Origin of the sequence: Actinotalea solisilvae (genome assembly GCF_016464425.1) — a bacterium.
Classification (GTDB): domain Bacteria; phylum Actinomycetota; class Actinomycetes; order Actinomycetales; family Cellulomonadaceae; genus Actinotalea; species Actinotalea solisilvae.
Map to the genome: position 1 here is coordinate 1 of NZ_JADDKQ010000017.1, position 15,219 is coordinate 15,219.

Here is a 15,219-nt window from a genome sequence, read left to right on the forward strand (position 1 = left end):
GGGGGGGGGGGGCGGGGGGGGGGGCGGGGGGGGGGGCCCCCCCCCCCCCCGGGGGGGGGGGGGCCCCCCCCGGGGGGGGGGGGGGCCCCCGCACGCCTCACTCGGACGCGATCACTCGGTCGCGCAGGCCACGCCGTCGAGCGCGAAGCCCGTCGGCTCGCCCGGCGAGCCGAAGCCGAGCAGCAGGAACGACGCCGTCCGGTCGGGCCGCAGGACCGCACGGCTCGTCGCGGTCACGGTCGTCCCGTCCTGGTCCACGCGGGCCCCGAGGCCGAGCAGCGCGCGCTCGCCCTGGGTGTAGTCCCACGTGAGGTCCCAGCCCCGCAGACGCTCGTCAGTGAGGTTGGTCACCTGGACCGCGCTGAGGAACAGCCCGGCCCCGAGCGGCTGCGCGACGTAGTCGACGCGGCACGTCGCCGGCTCGGGCGCCTCGGCGACCGGCACGGTGAACGTGAACTGCGTCCCGGTCACCGCGACGGCACCCGTGACGGTGAGCTCGCCCGGCGGCGTGCCCGCCGGCACCGTGAACGTCACCGTCGCGCGGCCGACCTCGTCGGTCGTGTCGACGATCGTCGGGTCGATCGGCGCCGTGGCGACGACCTGCCCGCCCACGGAGAGCGCGACCTCGGCGCCGTCCTGCGGCTCGCCCGCGCTGAACAGCAGCGAGGACAGGGCCACGGTGACGGTGTCACCGGGGAGGTAGCCCTCGGCCGGCGCGGTGAGGTCCACCCCGACGGCCCGCTGGGCCAGGTCCGGGGCGACCGGGGAGAACTCCGCGAGGTAGTCGACGAACGCCTGGAGGTCGACGCGACCGGAGTCACGCTTGTCCGCGCCCAGGCCGAGCGTGGCGAAGTTGTCGCCGCCGCCGGCCAGGAAGGAGTTCGCGACGACGCGGTAGGACCCGTTCGGGTCCAGGGGCGTGTCGCCCACGAGCACCTCGGTGATGCGCTCGCCCGCCGCTGCGGTCGGGTCGTAGGTGTACGTCAGCCCCGCGACGCCGAGCTTGAGGAACGGCCGGCTCGCCGTCGACGGCTGCCACTGCTCCTCGAGCACCTGCACGACCTGCGTGCCCGTGAGGGTCATCGTCACGAGCGTGTTGGCGAACGACTGGACCGTCGCCGCCTCGCGGTAGGTGACGTTGCCGTCCGGGTCGCCCGGGCCGCTCGACGCGTACGTGAGGTCCGCGCGCAGGCCGCCCGGGTTCATGAACGCGATCTCGGCGCCCACGTCCTGCGTCGCCCAGAGCTGGACGTCCGCCACGAGGTTGCCGAGCGTCGACTCGCCGCCGCGGTTGGTGTCCGCCACGGGCGGCGTGCCGGCGGGGTTCTGCCGCGCGCGCATGACGTCGTCGGTGATCTGGCCGAGCGACGCCTTGCCGAGCTCGTCCGCAGCGGCCTTCGCGGCCGCGACGATCGCCGCGACCTCGGGGTCCGCCGGGAACGCCGCCACCCCGCCGGGGGCGAGCGGCACGATCTCGGACGCGCTCGCGGTCACGTCGCCCGTAGCGGCGTCGACCGTGAGCGTCACGTGCGCCAGGTTCTGCCCGTACTCGCCGCTCTGGACGACCGGCCGGGTGAGGCCCTCGGGCCAGCCGACGACCGGGATCTGGTGCGCGTGGGCCTGGTGCGTGTGACCGGCGAAGATGACGTCGACCTCGGGGTCGACCCCGGCCACGATCTGGCCGAACACGGAGTCGTCCGTCGCGTCCTCGATGGCGCTCGACGCCGGGCCCTCGTGGACCAGGAGCACGACGACGTCCGCCTCGCCGTTGGCCGCGTCGCCGTCGGTGAGCTCACCGACGACGCGGTTGACCTCCGGGACGACCGGGCGCGTCTCGATCGTGGCGATCCCGGTGGGGCTCACCAGCGAGGGCAGCTCGGCCGTGACGGCGCCGACGAAGCCGACGTCGATCCCGTCGACCTCGGTCACCCACGACTCCTCGAAGGCGGGCTCGCCGGTCGTGGTGTCGTAGAGGTTCGCCGCGAGGTAGGGGAACTCGACCTGCGGGACGACCCGGTCCTCGAGGTCCACGCGGCCCTGGTCGAGCTCGTGGTTGCCGATCGCCGAGACGTCGAGCCCGATGGCGTCGAGCACGTCGAGGGTCGGCTGGTCGTCCGCCACGAAGGACGTGAACGTCGACGCGCCGATGTTGTCGCCGCCCGAGACGAACAGCGTGCTCGGGTTCTCGGCCCGGAACGCGTCGACCGCGCCGCCGAGGACGGCCGCGCCGGCGACGCCGGACGGCGGGTTCTCCTTCTCGATCCGGCCGTGGAAGTCGTTGATCCCGAGGAGGTCGATCTCGACCGTGCCCGCGACGTCGCCGCCCGCGGTCACGCCGAGCACGATCGGGTCGTGGTCCGAGGCGCGGTACACGTGGCTCGCGTCGGGGTACGACGCCGAGTACTGGTAGCCGGACCACTCGTCGGCGTTGATGTCCCAGACGTCGGCGCCGGTGACGCGCGCCGCGAAGGACGGCGTCGCGAGGGCGTGGTCGAGCGAGCCCAGCTCGCCGTCGAACGTGTACGTCGCCTGGCCGGCGGCACGCGCCGGGACGAGGTCGACCCAGCCCGCCGACGTGAACTCGACGATCGGGTCCTCCTGCGCGTACGCGTTGAGGTCACCCAGCACGACGACGTCCTCCAGGCCGGTCTGCGCCTGGACCTCGCCGACCATCGCGAGCACGGCCTGCGCCTGCTCGACCCGCTCGGCGTTGAAGCGTCCCTGGCCGTCGGCCGGCTCGGCGCCGTCGCCGCTCTTGGACTTGAAGTGGTTCGCGACGACCAGGAAGGGGTCGCCCTCGCCGGCCGGCGTGAACGCCTGCGCGATCGGCTCGCGCGCGATGTCCCACACGGTCTCGTCGACCTGCGTCGCGGACGCGCCGAGCGGCGTGACCGATGCCGTTCGGTAGATCACCGCGTTCATGATCACGTCGGTCTCGGGCGCGCCGGCGCCCACGAGCGCGGCGGGCGTCGGCACGTACGCCCACTCCTCGGCGCCCGCGGCGGCGTTGAGGCCCGCGACGAGGTCGGCGAGCGCGACGTCCGGCGTCCCGTCGCCGAAGTGGACCGAGTTCTCGATCTCCTGCAGGGCGACGACGTCGGCGTCGAGCGCGGAGATCGCGGCGACGATCTTCGCCTTCTGGATCGCGAACGCCTCGGCGGTCGCGGCGCCGCGGGCGTCCGGGTCCTGCGAGGTGAGCGTCGTGAAGTAGTTGAGGACGTTGAAGGCCGCGACGGTGAGGTCGCCGCCGACGGCGTCGGGGGCCGCGGGGCGCGGGTTGAGCTCGGCGAACACCGGCTCGAGCGCGTCGGACGTGCTCGCGCTGAGCGGCGTCGTCGGCTGGAGACGCCACCGGTCGAAGCCGTAGTGGAGCACGTACGTCTGGCCGGAGAAGACGGCGGCGTCGCCCGTGCGCACGGGGTCGCTGCCCGTGAGGTACGGCTGCGTGAGGCCCGTGACCTGGTTGTTGCGGCCGTCGTCGAGCAGGAGCTGGCGCGCGCGGTTGTCGGCGGCGATCGCGTCGGCGTCCGGGCCCGGGCGCACCTGCTCGGTGCTCTTCACGGGCAGCGTCGTGCCGGCGGTGAGCCACACCGAGCCGAAGCGCTCGACCTCGTGCGTCGAGGCGACGCGGTACTCGCCCTCGGGGGCGACGAGCATGCCCTCGTACTGCTCGCGGTCGGCTCCGCGCACCGCGTCGGGCAGCGGCACCGGCGCGGGCAGCGTGCCGGTCCCGAGCACCTCGACGACGGCGCTCGCGGCGCTCGCGTTGAGCTGGGTGAGCCCGAAGTACTCCGCGGCCACGCCCGTGACGCTCACGGTGTCGCCGATGGCGGCCGTGGTCGTCCGGCTGCCGAGGAAGACGAAGATGCCGTCCGACGCGCCGGGGGTCGCGTCCGCGGTGCCGCCGGAGCCGGCGGTCTGGATGTACAGGCCGCGGTAGCCACCCTCGCGGTGGTCGGCGGTGACCACGCCCTCGACGGTGACGGTGGCGCCGGCGAGGGGCGTCGCGTCGGCGGCGCCCTGCACGTCGGCGATGGTGTGGGTGGCCGCAGCGGCGACGACGTCGTCGGCCGCGGCGGGGGCCACGATCCCGGTCGCGAGGGCGGTGGCCCCGGCTGCCGAGAGGAGGAGGAGGCGCGGTGTGCCGCGCCGTGGGGGATGCATCTGGCTGACCTCCAGGGGTCGTCCGAACGGCGCCGGGGGCGCTCCACGGCGCTCCGACCGGTCGGACGCTAGACGTCACCCGGGTGAAAAACCAGACCCCCGTCATGCGCGGCCATGACCCTGATGACGAGTGTTCACGCACCGGACATGGTGTTCACCATGCGGTCGTCAGGCACGCCACCGGCGCACGGGGTCACCGCGGGCGCGCGGCCTGCAGCGGCAGGTACGCCGCGAGGTCGGCGCGCTCGCCCGACGCCCGGACGGCGCCGCTCGCGACCGCGTCCGCCCAGGTCACGGCGCCGGTGACGAGCACGAGCCACGTCTGCGGGTCCGTCTCGACGACGTTCGGCGGCGTGCCGCGCGTGTGGCGCGGCCCCTCGACGGCCTGGACGGCGCCGTCGGGCGGGACGCGCACCTCGACCGCGTTCCCGGGCGCCACGTCGGCGAGCTCCTCGAGCGTGAACCGCACGGCCGTGCGGACGGCGGCGCGCGGCGCCCCGGCAGGGTCCGCGCGCCACGCGGCGAGCGCGGCCCGCCCGTCGTCGGGGTCGGTGCGCCGCCGGGGGCTCACGCGTCCCCCAGCGAGGCCGCGAACTCCTCGTGGGCCGCGCGGTAGGCCTCGAGCTCGGCCTGGTGGGTCGCGAAGAAGGCGCGTTCCGCGGCGAGGGCGGCGGCCGCACGCGCCTCCGCGTAGCCGACCTCCTCGAGGCACCCCCGGTCCGCCTCGGCCAGGGGCACCTCGGTCGCCGCGAGCTCCGCGTGCCGGCGCTGGTACTCGGCCTGCGCCTCGAGGTACGCCGCCGACGTCGTGTAGTCGTCCGTGCTGAGGTCGAGCGCGGCGCTGCCGTAGGTCTCCTGCCAGATGACGCCGGACGCGTCCTGGATCTCGTCCATCGGCTGCCTGGTGCCCGTGTAGCCCGGGTAGCCCGCGTCCGCCATGCACGCGCTCCACGCGCCGACGGTCTCGGCGAGGGCCGGGTCGGTCGCGACGGCGTCGACCATCGCCCGGATCTCGGCCTCGAGGGTCGCGAAGGCCGACGCGTCGAACTGCGGGCGGATCGCGCCGGGGACGTCGTGCTGGGCACGGCCGTAGCACCCGTACCGGGTCCAGTCGTAGGGCTCCTCGCCCGCGGCGTACGCCTCGCCCTGGCCCGGGCCGTAGAGGGTGAGGTCCCACGCGGTCCGCTCCGCGTCGGACATCGCCTCGACCGCCGACGCGTTGGGGTCGACCAGGACGACGGCACCAGGCGGCGCCGGCATCGTGCCCGCGGCGCCGGCGGCGATGCCGTAGCCCAGGCCCGGTCCGTCCTCGTCCTGCGCGACGGGCGGCTCGCCCGACGTCGCGGGCATCGGGACGTAGGGCGTCGGCTCGTACGTGAACCCCTGCTCGGCCATGCACGCGGCGACGGCCGCCTCGACGGCCTCGACCCGGCGCCTCCGGTCCGCCTCGCTCTCCTCGACCAGCCCCCGCAGGGAGGCCAGCATCTGCGAGACGGGGCCGATCTCGGCCTCCTCCGGTCCGGCGTCGGCGGCGGGCGACGAGGAGGGCGAGGGAGGGGTGTCGGTGGCCCGCTCACGGTCGACGGGTGTCGAGCACCCGCCGACCAGTCCGGCGGCGAGCAGCCCGACGAGCGCGAGCCGCCCGCCGGCGCGCCGCGCGTCGTGACCTCGCATGCCGCCGCTCCCCCCGTCGTGGGGCATGCCGACACGCCCCCGCGTCATGATCGCAGGCACGGCCCTGCGCCCGTGGCGGTCCGCGGCCCGGATCGCGTCAGATCACCCCGAGCGCGAGGATCGCGTCGGCCACGCGTCGGAAGCCCGCGATGTTCGCCCCGAGCACGTAGTTGCCGGGCGCGCCGTACTCGTCGGCCGTCGCGGCGCACCGGTCGTGGATCCCGGTCATGATCTCGGCGAGCCGCTCCTCGGTGTGCTCGAAGGTCCACGAGTCGCGCGAGGCGTTCTGCTGCATCTCGAGCGCCGACGTCGCGACGCCCCCCGCGTTCGCGGCCTTGCCCGGCGCGAACAGCACGCCCGCCTCCTGGAGCAGCGCGACGGCGTCGGGCGACGTCGGCATGTTGGCCCCCTCGGCGACGGCGACGACGCCGTGCGTGAGGAGCGTCTTCGCGTCGTCGCCGTCGAGCTCGTTCTGGGTCGCGCACGGCAGCGCGACGTCGACGGGCACGTCCCAGATGCGGCCGTCGGTCACCAGGCGGGCGCCCGGGCGCTCCGCGACGTAGTCGGCCGCGCGCCCGCGGCGGACCTCCTTGACGTCCTTGAGGAGCGCGAGGTCCACACCCGCCTCGTCGACGACGTAGCCGGACGAGTCGGAGAAGGTGACGACGCGCGCGCCGAGCTCCTGCGCCTTCTCGATCGCGTAGATCGCGACGTTGCCCGCCCCCGAGACCGCGACGCGCAGGCCGTCGAAGGACCGGCCGGTCGTGCGCAGCATCTCCTGCGCGAACAGGACGGTCCCGTAGCCCGTGGCCTCGGTGCGCACGAGCGAGCCGCCCCACGTCAGGCCCTTGCCCGTGAGCACGCCCGACTCGTAGCGGTTGGTGATCCGCTTGTACTGGCCGAAGAGGAAGCCGATCTCGCGGCCGCCGACGCCGATGTCCCCCGCGGGCACGTCGGTGTACTCGCCCAGGTGCCGGTACAGCTCGGTCATGAACGACTGGCAGAACCGCATGACCTCACCCTCGGACCGGCCGCGCGGGTCGAAGTCGGAGCCGCCCTTGCCGCCGCCGATGGGCATGCCCGTGAGGGCGTTCTTGAAGATCTGCTCGAAGCCGAGGAACTTGACGATGCCGAGGTAGACCGACGGGTGGAACCGCAGCCCGCCCTTGTAGGGCCCGAGCGCGGAGTTGTACTCGACCCGGAAGCCGCGGTGGATCTGCACGCGGCCCGCGTCGTCGACCCACGGCACGCGGAAGATGATCTGGCGCTCGGGCTCGCAGATGCGCTCGAGGACGGCGGCGTCGGCGTAGTGCGGGTGCTTGCTCACCACGGGGCCGAGGGTGTCGAAGACCTCGCGCACGGCCTGGTGGAACTCGGCCTCGCCGGGGTTGCGGCGCAGGACCTGCGCGTAGATCGACTCGAGTGCGGTGTCCACGGGACCTCCGGGGCGTGCTGGGGGCGAACCATCGACAGTAATCGCGCGCGGGGCGCCACCCGACGGGCGTCCGCGGTGCGGTCGTCGTGCACCGCGCCGGCGCGGGGGTCCCCGCTCGGCCGCCCGACGACGGGAGTGTCCCGCCTCAGCCGCGCGCGACCGCCCGCGCGGCCGCGACGACCGCGCGCACGACGTCGACGTCGGTCACGTCGCGTCCGCCGCCGTCGCCCCCGCCCGGCCCCGACGGGCCCCGGTCCTCCACGCCGCCGCGCGCCGAGAGGTGGACGGCGTCGACGCCCGCCGCCAGGACGGCCGGGGCCGCGGCGGGCGTGAGGCCGCCGCCGGCCATGACCTCGACCCGGCCGGCGGCGTGCCGGACGAGGCGCGCGAGCTCACCCACCGCGTCGCCGGCCCGCGCGGCGCCGCCCGAGGTCAGCACGCGCGTCACACCGGCGCCGGCGAGCACGTCGAGCGCGGCGGCCCGGTCCGCGACGACGTCGAAGGCGCGGTGGAAGGTCACCTCGGCCCCGGCCGCCGCGGCCACGAGCGCGTCGAGCACGGCCCGGTCGACCTCCAGCCCCGGCGTCAGGGCGCCCACGACGACGCCGGCGGCACCCGCGGCGACCGCGTCGCGCACCTCGGCGACGAGCAGCGCACGCTCGTCCCCGTCGTGCACGAAGCCGCCCGCGCGGGGCCGGACGAGCACGTGCACCGGCAGCCCCACGGCCGCGACGCGCGCGACCGCCGCGGGCGTCGGGCTGAGCCCGCCGGTCGCGGCGAGGCCCGCGCACAGCTCGACGCGGTCGGCGCCGCCCGCGAGCGCGGCGCGGGCCCCCGCGGCGTCCTGGACCGCGACCTCGACCGTGACCACGCGCGTGCCCCCGCCCGCCACGACCGGCGCGCCGTCAGCCGAAGTGGCGCGGCAGGGTCGCGCGGTGCGCGTCGGCGAGCTCGCCCAGCGTCACGCTGAACAGCTCCTGGACCTCGAGCGCCGGGCCGGCGTCGTCGGCCCCGTCGAGCGGGGCGTCGTCGGTCACGCCGATGCGCAGCACGGGGTAGCCGCGCGCCGTGCACATGTCGACGAACCGGACCTCCTCGGTGCGCGGCACGGCGACGACCGCCCGGGCCGTCGACTCGGCGAACAGCGCCTCGAACGGCGTGACGCCGTCGCGGTCGCAGAGCTCACCCAGCCACACGCGGGCGCCGGTGCCGTAGCGCAGGCACGCCTCGACGAGGCCCTGCGCGAGGCCGCCCTCGGAGAGGTCGTGCGCCGCGTCGACCAGGCCGTCGCGCGAGGCGTTCACCAGGATCGCGGCGAGCGTCCGCTCGGCCGCGAGGTCGACCTGCGGCGGGAGCCCGCCGAGCTGGCCGTGGACGACGTCGGCCCACGCCGAGCCGTCGAGCTCGCCCCTCGTGGCGCCCAGGAGGTAGATCGCCTGGCCGGGAAGGCGCCAGCCCGACGGCGTCGCGCGCGCGACGTCGTCGAGCACGCCGAGCACGCCGACGACGGGGGTCGGGTGGATCGACGAGTCGATCGTGCCGGGCTCGCCCGTGCCGTTGTAGAGCGAGACGTTGCCGCCGGTCACGGGGATGCCGAGCTCGAGGCAGGCGTCGGCGAGGCCCTCGATGGCCCGGACGAGCTGCCACATGGCGTCCGGGTCCTCGGGCGAGCCGAAGTTGAGGCAGTCGGTCACCGCGAGCGGGCGCGCTCCCGACGTCGCGACGTTCCGGTGCGCCTCGGCCAGCGCGAGCTGCGCGCCCGCGTACGGGTCGAGCTTGGCGTAGCGGCCGTTCGCGTCCGTCGCGAGCGCGACGCCGAGGCCCGTGCTCTCGTCGACGCGCACGACGCCGGCGTCGTCGGGCTGGGCGAGCGCGGTGTTGCCCTGCACGAAGCGGTCGTACTGGTCGGTCACCCACGCCTTGCTCGCGAGGTTGGGGGACGCGACGAGGCGCAGCAGCGTGTCGCGGAGCTCATCCCCGGACGCCGGCCGCGCGTAGCGGGCGGCGCCCTCGGGCCCGCTCACCGTGTCGGCCTGCAGGCCGTCCATCCACGCGGGGCGCGCGTAGGGCCGGTGGTAGACCGGGCCCTCGTGGGCCACGGTGCGCGGGTCGACGTCGACGATGCGGTGGCCGAAGTGGTCGATGGTCAGCCGACCCGTGCCCGTGACCTCGCCGATCACGGCGGTCTCGACGTCCCACCGCCCGGTGATCGCGAGGAACTCGTCGAGCTTGTCCGGCCGGACGACGGCCATCATGCGCTCCTGCGACTCCGACATGAGGATCTCGCCGGCCGTGAGCGTCGGGTCGCGCAGCAGCACCTTCTCGAGGTCGACGTGCATGCCGCCGTCGCCGTTGGACGCGAGCTCGCTCGTGGCGCACGAGATGCCGGCGGCGCCCAGGTCCTGGATGCCCTCGACGACCTGCGCCGCGTAGAGCTCGAGGCAGCACTCGATGAGCACCTTCTCCATGAAGGGGTCGCCCACCTGGACCGACGGCCGCTTCGAGGGCTTGGTGTCGTCGAAGGTCTCGCTCGCGAGGATCGACGCACCGCCGATGCCGTCGCCGCCCGTGCGCGCGCCGAAGAGGACGACCTTGTTGCCCGCGCCGGAGGCGTTGGCGAGGTGGATGTCCTCGTGCCGGAGCACGCCGAGGCACAGCGCGTTGACGAGCGGGTTGCCCTGGTAGGCCGGGTCGAACACGACCTCGCCGCCGATGTTCGGCAGGCCGAGCGAGTTGCCGTAGCCGCCGACGCCGGCGACGACGCCGTGCACGACGCGCGCGGTGTCGGGGTGGTCGATCGCGCCGAACCGCAGCTGGTCCATCACCGCCACGGGACGCGCGCCCATCGAGATGATGTCGCGCACGATGCCGCCGACGCCGGTCGCGGCCCCCTGGTACGGCTCGACGAAGCTCGGGTGGTTGTGGCTCTCGACCTTGAAGGTCACGGCCCAGCCGTCGCCGATGTCGACGACGCCCGCGTTCTCGCCGATGCCGACGAGGAGGTGCTCCTTCATCGCGTCGCTCACCTTGTCGCCGAACTGGCGCAGGTGGACCTTGGACGACTTGTACGAGCAGTGCTCGGACCACATGACCGAGTACATGGCGAGCTCGGCGGCGGTCGGGCGGCGGCCCAGCAGGTCGACGATGCGCTGGTACTCGTCCGGCTTGAGGCCGAGCTCGGCGTACGGGAGGGCGACGTCGGGCGTGGCGGCGGCGTGGTCGACCGTGTCGGGGAGCCCGGTCTCGGGGCTCGCCCCGGGGGCCTTCTCGGGGGTCGCGGCGGCAGCGTCGGTGGAGGTCATCGATTCCCGTCCGGGAGGGCCATGGGGACTCGCCCAGGCTACCGGCGGCTCACCTCTGCCCGGCCCGCCGTCTCGCGACTGCCCCGTGACCGGTCGCGTCGTGGTGGCGTCCGCGATTCCGTGGGGGGTGGGGGGGGGGGCCCCCCCCCCCCCCCCCCCCCCCCCCCCCCCCCCCCCCCCCCCCCCACTGCACCGCTCGTGCGTCCGGTCGGGCCCACGCGACGGTGGTCAGGGCGTCACGGCGCGCGAGAGGGTCCCGGTGGCGGGGGTGACAGGGCGCGGCCGGTGGGGTCGGTGAACACGTAGCGCGTGCCGGGCGGGTCGCCCGGTGGAGCACTGACGCGCCGGATCGCGAGGTCGCGGCGGTGGACCTCGTGGTGATGGAAGGAGCACAGCAGGACGCCGTTGTCGACGCTGGTCGGGCCGGTGTCGCGGTCCCACCAGCGGATGTGGTGGACCTCGCACCATCTCGCCTGGGCCGCGCACCCGTTCCAGCCGCAGCCACGGTCACGGGCCACGACCGCGCGGCGCTGGGCACCGGTGTAGGTGCGCTGGGTGCGGCCGACGTCCAGCGGCGCGCCGTCGGCGTCCAGGACGATGCGGGTCAGCTCGCAGTCGCACAGGGCCCGGGCGACCTCGCTCAGCGGGACCGGGGAGCCGTCGTCGAGAGCCACCGGCTCCAGGCCACCGAACGCCGAGGCGTCGGCGTCGACTTCCGCGGCGGCCGACCGCAGGGCCCGCAGGCCCGCCCAGGTGGCCTCGGTCATGTGGAACGAGACGTGGGGGCGCACGGCGGCACCGCTGAGGGTCTCGGGCGCGGCCAGGACCTTCTCGGCCAGGGTGTCCAGGGCGTCGGCGCGACGCTGCTCGGGCGTCCGGTCGTCGTCCTGCGCCGGCCTCGGCGACACCGCCTCCAGGGCCAGACGCAGGCGGTGCCCGGCCATCCGGTCCACGAGACCGTTGATCCTGGTGCCGTCGGGGGTGTCGGCCAGGTGCAGGAACCTCGCCGCCCGCTGCGCCTGGTGCGAGCGCTCGTGCGCCACCGGGTCCAGCCGGGCCGCGACCCGCGCCGCCGCCCGGGCGAACGTCGGCGCGTCCATCCGACGGGCCGCGTCCACGAGCTCGGCCTGCACCGCGGGCGCCGCGAGCGCTGCCTGCACCGGTGGGGCGGCCTGGGCGACGACTCTGGCCAGGGCATCCAGGTGCGCCGTCGTCGTCGCACCGGCCACCACTGCCTCACGGACCGCTGGCAGCTGCGCGGCCGCCTCCGCCTGTCGCACCTGGGACCGCACCGCGCCCGCCCCGGCACGCGAGGTCCGCGCCCGCCACGCCTCGAACGACGGATCCCCCGACGTCCGCCACGCCCCGGCATCCCGCTCGGCCAGGAGCAGGTCGCCCCGCAGGGCGGTCAGGACCCCGACCACCTGGTCGATCGCCCGCATCGCGTGGCGACGCTCCTCGACCGACCACGCGTGCGCCGTTCGCGCAGGGGCCAGCAGGTGCGCCGCGCGCTCCACGAGAACCACCTCGGGCCTCGCCCCCGGCTCGAGGTCGAGCTCGAGCCCCACGCACGTCCGCGGCCACGCGTCGCCGTCCGGCTCGCGCGGGTTGGCGTCGAGCGACGCGCTCGGGGCGCGCAGGGGCGGTCGGTCGAGCACCGCCCCTTGACCACTCATCGCCACCCGCTCCCCGCTCGAACACCTGTTCGAATGCTATCGCGGTGGCCTCGTCCCGACAATGCCTGCGCCGCGCTGTGGACAGGCTCCGCGCGGGGCGCCGTGCACCACCGCGGACCCGTCACGCGCCGTCGCGCGAACCCCTCGCCACGCGCCGCACCGCGACCGCCCACGCCCCGCCCTCCGCCCCCGCCGCCGGCCCGCACGCCCGACCGGTGGATCGGACTTCCACCCGCACCCCGCCTCCGCCACGATGAGCACCGGAGGTGGCCGTGCTCGACGTCCAGACCCTGCTCGCGTTCTCCGCCGCGTCGGCGGCGCTCGTCGCCACGCCCGGACCCGCGGTGGGCGTCATCCTCGCGACCACCCTGCGCCGCGGCCGCCCCGCCGGCATGGCGTCGGTGCTCGGCGTGGTGACGGGCAACCTGGGGCACACGGTCGCCGCGGTCGTGGGCGTCTCCGCCCTCCTCGCGGCGAGCGCCACCGCGTTCACCGTGGTCAAGATCGCGGGCGCGGCCTGGCTCCTGTGGCTCGCCGTGCGCGCGCTGCGGGCCCGGACCCCCGGCACGTTCGCGAGCGCCGCGGCCGACGACGCCGCCGCACACGCCGCAGCCCCGGCGGCCGCCGAGCCCGACGGGACCACGACCACCCCGCCCCGCGCTCCCGGCCTCCGGTCGGCCTACCGCGCCGCGGCCCTCGTCGGCCTGCTCAACCCCAAGGCGGCCCTCTTCTTCCTCGCCTTCCTCCCGCAGTTCGTCCGGCCCGGCGCCGGCCCGGTGTGGTCCCAGATGCTCCTGCTCGGCCTGGTCTTCACCGGCATCGCCGGCGTCGGGGACACGCTGTGGGTCCTCGGCGGGACGGCCGCGCGCCGCGCGCTCGGCCGCGTCCGCATGGTCGTGCTCGACCGCGTGTCCGCCGCCCTCTTCACCGCATTCGCCGCGCTGACGCTGGCCGTCCGCAGGCTCGCGTGAGCCGCCCCGGCCGCGCGCCCACGGCCCGGCACCCCCGCGCGACCCTGCTCGCCGCGCTCCTCACCACCGCGCTCGCAGCCTGCTCGCCCGCGGCGGCGGGTCCGCCCCCGGCCACCGACCGCGCCGTCCCCCCGTCGACCGAGAGCCCCGCACCGGACCTCCCGCCCCTCGACGCGCGCTCGACGGCGGCGGACCTCCAGGCGCGCCTGACCCCGCTCAGCGGCACGGCGACGCTCCCGCTCGGCTCCGCGGTCACGGTCGAGGACCTCGGCGGCTCGACGCGGACCACGATCACGGGCGACGTGCCCGACGGCGTCCTCGCGCTGGTCGCCGCGCCCGCGGGCGGGACGATCGAGGTGCTCGAGGACGGCTCGGCCGTCGTCCGCGACGCCGCCGGCACCGTGGTCGCGGGCCTCGCGGCGCCCACGCCCGCCCCGAGCCCGGACGGCGTCGTCGAGCCCGCGTCCGACGCCGTCCGCCTCGAGCAGGCCGCACCGGACCTCGTGCGCGTCGTCGGGCCGCCGCGCGGCGGCGCGCAGCTCTGGGCCTCGGACTCCCCCGTCGTCACGACCACGTGGACCGAGCAGGAGGGCGGCCGGTCGCTCGCCGTCGCGCCGTCGGACTGGAGCCGGGTCGCCGGCCAGGCAGCGGCGGACCTCGTCTGGGCGCACCTCGCGCTGGTGGGCGAGGAGGCGACGTCGTCGTCGATGCACGACCAGCTCCTGTGCCACATGATCGGCGCGCCCGACAAGGAGACCTGGAACCTCGAGCCCTGGCGGCCCGACGTCGGCTTCATCGGCGTGCTCGCCGCGGCCTGCAACCCCGTCTGACGGCTCGCGGGGCGCCGCCCTCGCCCGTGTCGGCGGGGACCACCACACTGGGGCCCATGGACCTGCCGGTGCTGCCCCCCGTCGCCCCGATGCTCGCGAAGTCCGTCGACGAGATCCCACCCGACCAGCTCTACGAGCCCAAGTGGGACGGGTTCCGCGCGATCGTCTTCCGCGACGGCGACGAGGTGGAGATCGGCAGTCGCAACACCAAGCCGATGACGCGGTACTTCCCCGAGGTCGTCGACGCGGTGCGCCGCGAGCTGCCCGAGCGGTGCGTGGTGGACGGCGAGATCGTCGTCGCCGACGCCGAGGGCGCGGGCCTCGACTTCGAGGCGCTGCTCCAGCGCATCCACCCGGCCGACTCGCGCGTCCGCCTGCTCGCCGAGCAGACGCCCGCCGTCCTCGTGGTCTTCGACCTCCTCGCGCTCGGCGACGAGGACCTCACCGGCCGGCCGTTCGGCGAGCGCCGCGCGGCGCTGGAGAAGGCCGTCGCGGGCGGCGGCCCGGGCGTCTACCTCACGCGCGCGACGCGCGACGTCGAGGAGGCGCGCCGCTGGTTCGCCGAGTTCGAGGGCGCGGGGCTGGACGGCGTCGTCGCCAAGCGCCTCGACCAGCCGTACCAGGCCGACAAGCGCGTCATGGCCAAGATCAAGCACGAGCGGACCGCGGACTGCGTCCTCGCTGGCTACCGCGTGCACAAGGCCGCGGACGACGCCGTCGGCTCGCTCCTGCTCGGGCTGTACGACGACGACGGGACGCTCGCCTCCGTGGGCGTGACCAGCTCGTTCCCCATGGCGCGGCGGCGCGAGCTGTTCGCCGAGCTCCAGGAGCTCGTCACCGACGCCGCGGACCACCCGTGGACGGCGCAGGCGCAGGCGTCCGGGACGCGCACGCCGACGGAGGCGGCCGGCAGCCGGTGGAACTCCGGCAAGGACCTGTCCTTCGTGCCGCTGCGGCCCGAGCGCGTCGTCGAGGTGCGCTACGACCACATGGAGGGTGCGCGGTTCCGGCACACGACGCAGTTCGTCCGCTGGCGGCCGGACCGCGAGCCCGAGAGCTGCACGTACGCCCAGCTCGAGGTACCGGTGCGCTTCGCGCTCGCCGACGTGCTGGGCTGACGTCGCCCGGCGCCCCGGGCCGCACCGGCGCGGGCATCCGCGCCGCGCC

At 75.8% G+C, this 15,219-nt stretch carries 10 protein-coding genes; 3 read left to right on the top strand and 7 right to left on the bottom strand.

Annotated features, from left to right (window positions below):
- Positions 1-111 precede the first annotated feature (111 nt).
- The 7 genes from JIG38_RS13795 to JIG38_RS13825 form a co-directional block, all read right to left on the bottom strand.
- Positions 112-4,164, bottom strand: coding sequence for an ExeM/NucH family extracellular endonuclease (locus tag JIG38_RS13795; RefSeq protein ID WP_199424403.1), 4,053 nt, complete (start codon positions 4,162-4,164; stop codon positions 112-114).
- A gap of 193 nt (positions 4,165-4,357) precedes the next feature.
- Positions 4,358-4,735: a sterol carrier family protein gene (locus JIG38_RS13800; protein ID WP_199424404.1), complete on the bottom strand. Its 378-nt coding sequence runs from the start codon at positions 4,733-4,735 to the stop codon at positions 4,358-4,360.
- Positions 4,732-5,838, bottom strand: a complete 1,107-nt coding sequence (locus JIG38_RS13805; protein ID WP_199424405.1) for a hypothetical protein — start codon at positions 5,836-5,838, stop codon at positions 4,732-4,734. Before JIG38_RS13805 ends, JIG38_RS13800 begins: the two co-directional genes overlap by 4 nt.
- A gap of 97 nt (positions 5,839-5,935) precedes the next feature.
- Entirely contained in the window at positions 5,936-7,273 is a 1,338-nt protein-coding gene (gene gdhA, locus JIG38_RS13810) for an NADP-specific glutamate dehydrogenase (RefSeq protein ID WP_199424406.1), read from the bottom strand.
- 145 nt (positions 7,274-7,418) lie between these two features.
- Entirely contained in the window at positions 7,419-8,144 is a 726-nt protein-coding gene (locus tag JIG38_RS13815) for a copper homeostasis protein CutC (protein WP_199424407.1), read from the bottom strand.
- Positions 8,145-8,178: 34 nt separating this feature from the next.
- Positions 8,179-10,575, bottom strand: coding sequence for a phosphoribosylformylglycinamidine synthase subunit PurL (gene purL / locus JIG38_RS13820; RefSeq protein ID WP_199424408.1), 2,397 nt, complete (start codon positions 10,573-10,575; stop codon positions 8,179-8,181).
- A gap of 236 nt (positions 10,576-10,811) precedes the next feature.
- Positions 10,812-12,233, bottom strand: coding sequence for an HNH endonuclease signature motif containing protein (locus JIG38_RS13825; protein WP_199424409.1), 1,422 nt, complete (start codon positions 12,231-12,233; stop codon positions 10,812-10,814).
- A 284-nt stretch (positions 12,234-12,517) separates the two neighbouring features.
- On the opposite strand from JIG38_RS13825, the gene JIG38_RS13830 reads away from it, so the two are divergent.
- Genes JIG38_RS13830 through JIG38_RS13840 form a run of 3 tightly spaced genes read left to right on the top strand, consistent with a single transcriptional unit; the run spans position 12,518 to position 15,170 of the window.
- Positions 12,518-13,222 (top strand): LysE family translocator, encoded by a 705-nt coding sequence (locus tag JIG38_RS13830; protein WP_199424410.1) that lies wholly within the window; start codon positions 12,518-12,520, stop codon positions 13,220-13,222.
- Positions 13,219-14,052: a DUF2599 domain-containing protein gene (locus tag JIG38_RS21080; protein WP_199424411.1), complete on the top strand. Its 834-nt coding sequence runs from the start codon at positions 13,219-13,221 to the stop codon at positions 14,050-14,052. Before JIG38_RS13830 ends, JIG38_RS21080 begins: the two co-directional genes overlap by 4 nt.
- Before the next feature lie 56 nt (positions 14,053-14,108).
- On the top strand, positions 14,109-15,170 hold the full coding sequence (locus tag JIG38_RS13840) for an ATP-dependent DNA ligase (RefSeq protein ID WP_199424412.1): 1,062 nt from the start codon (positions 14,109-14,111) through the stop codon (positions 15,168-15,170).
- Positions 15,171-15,219: the final 49 nt, after the last annotated feature.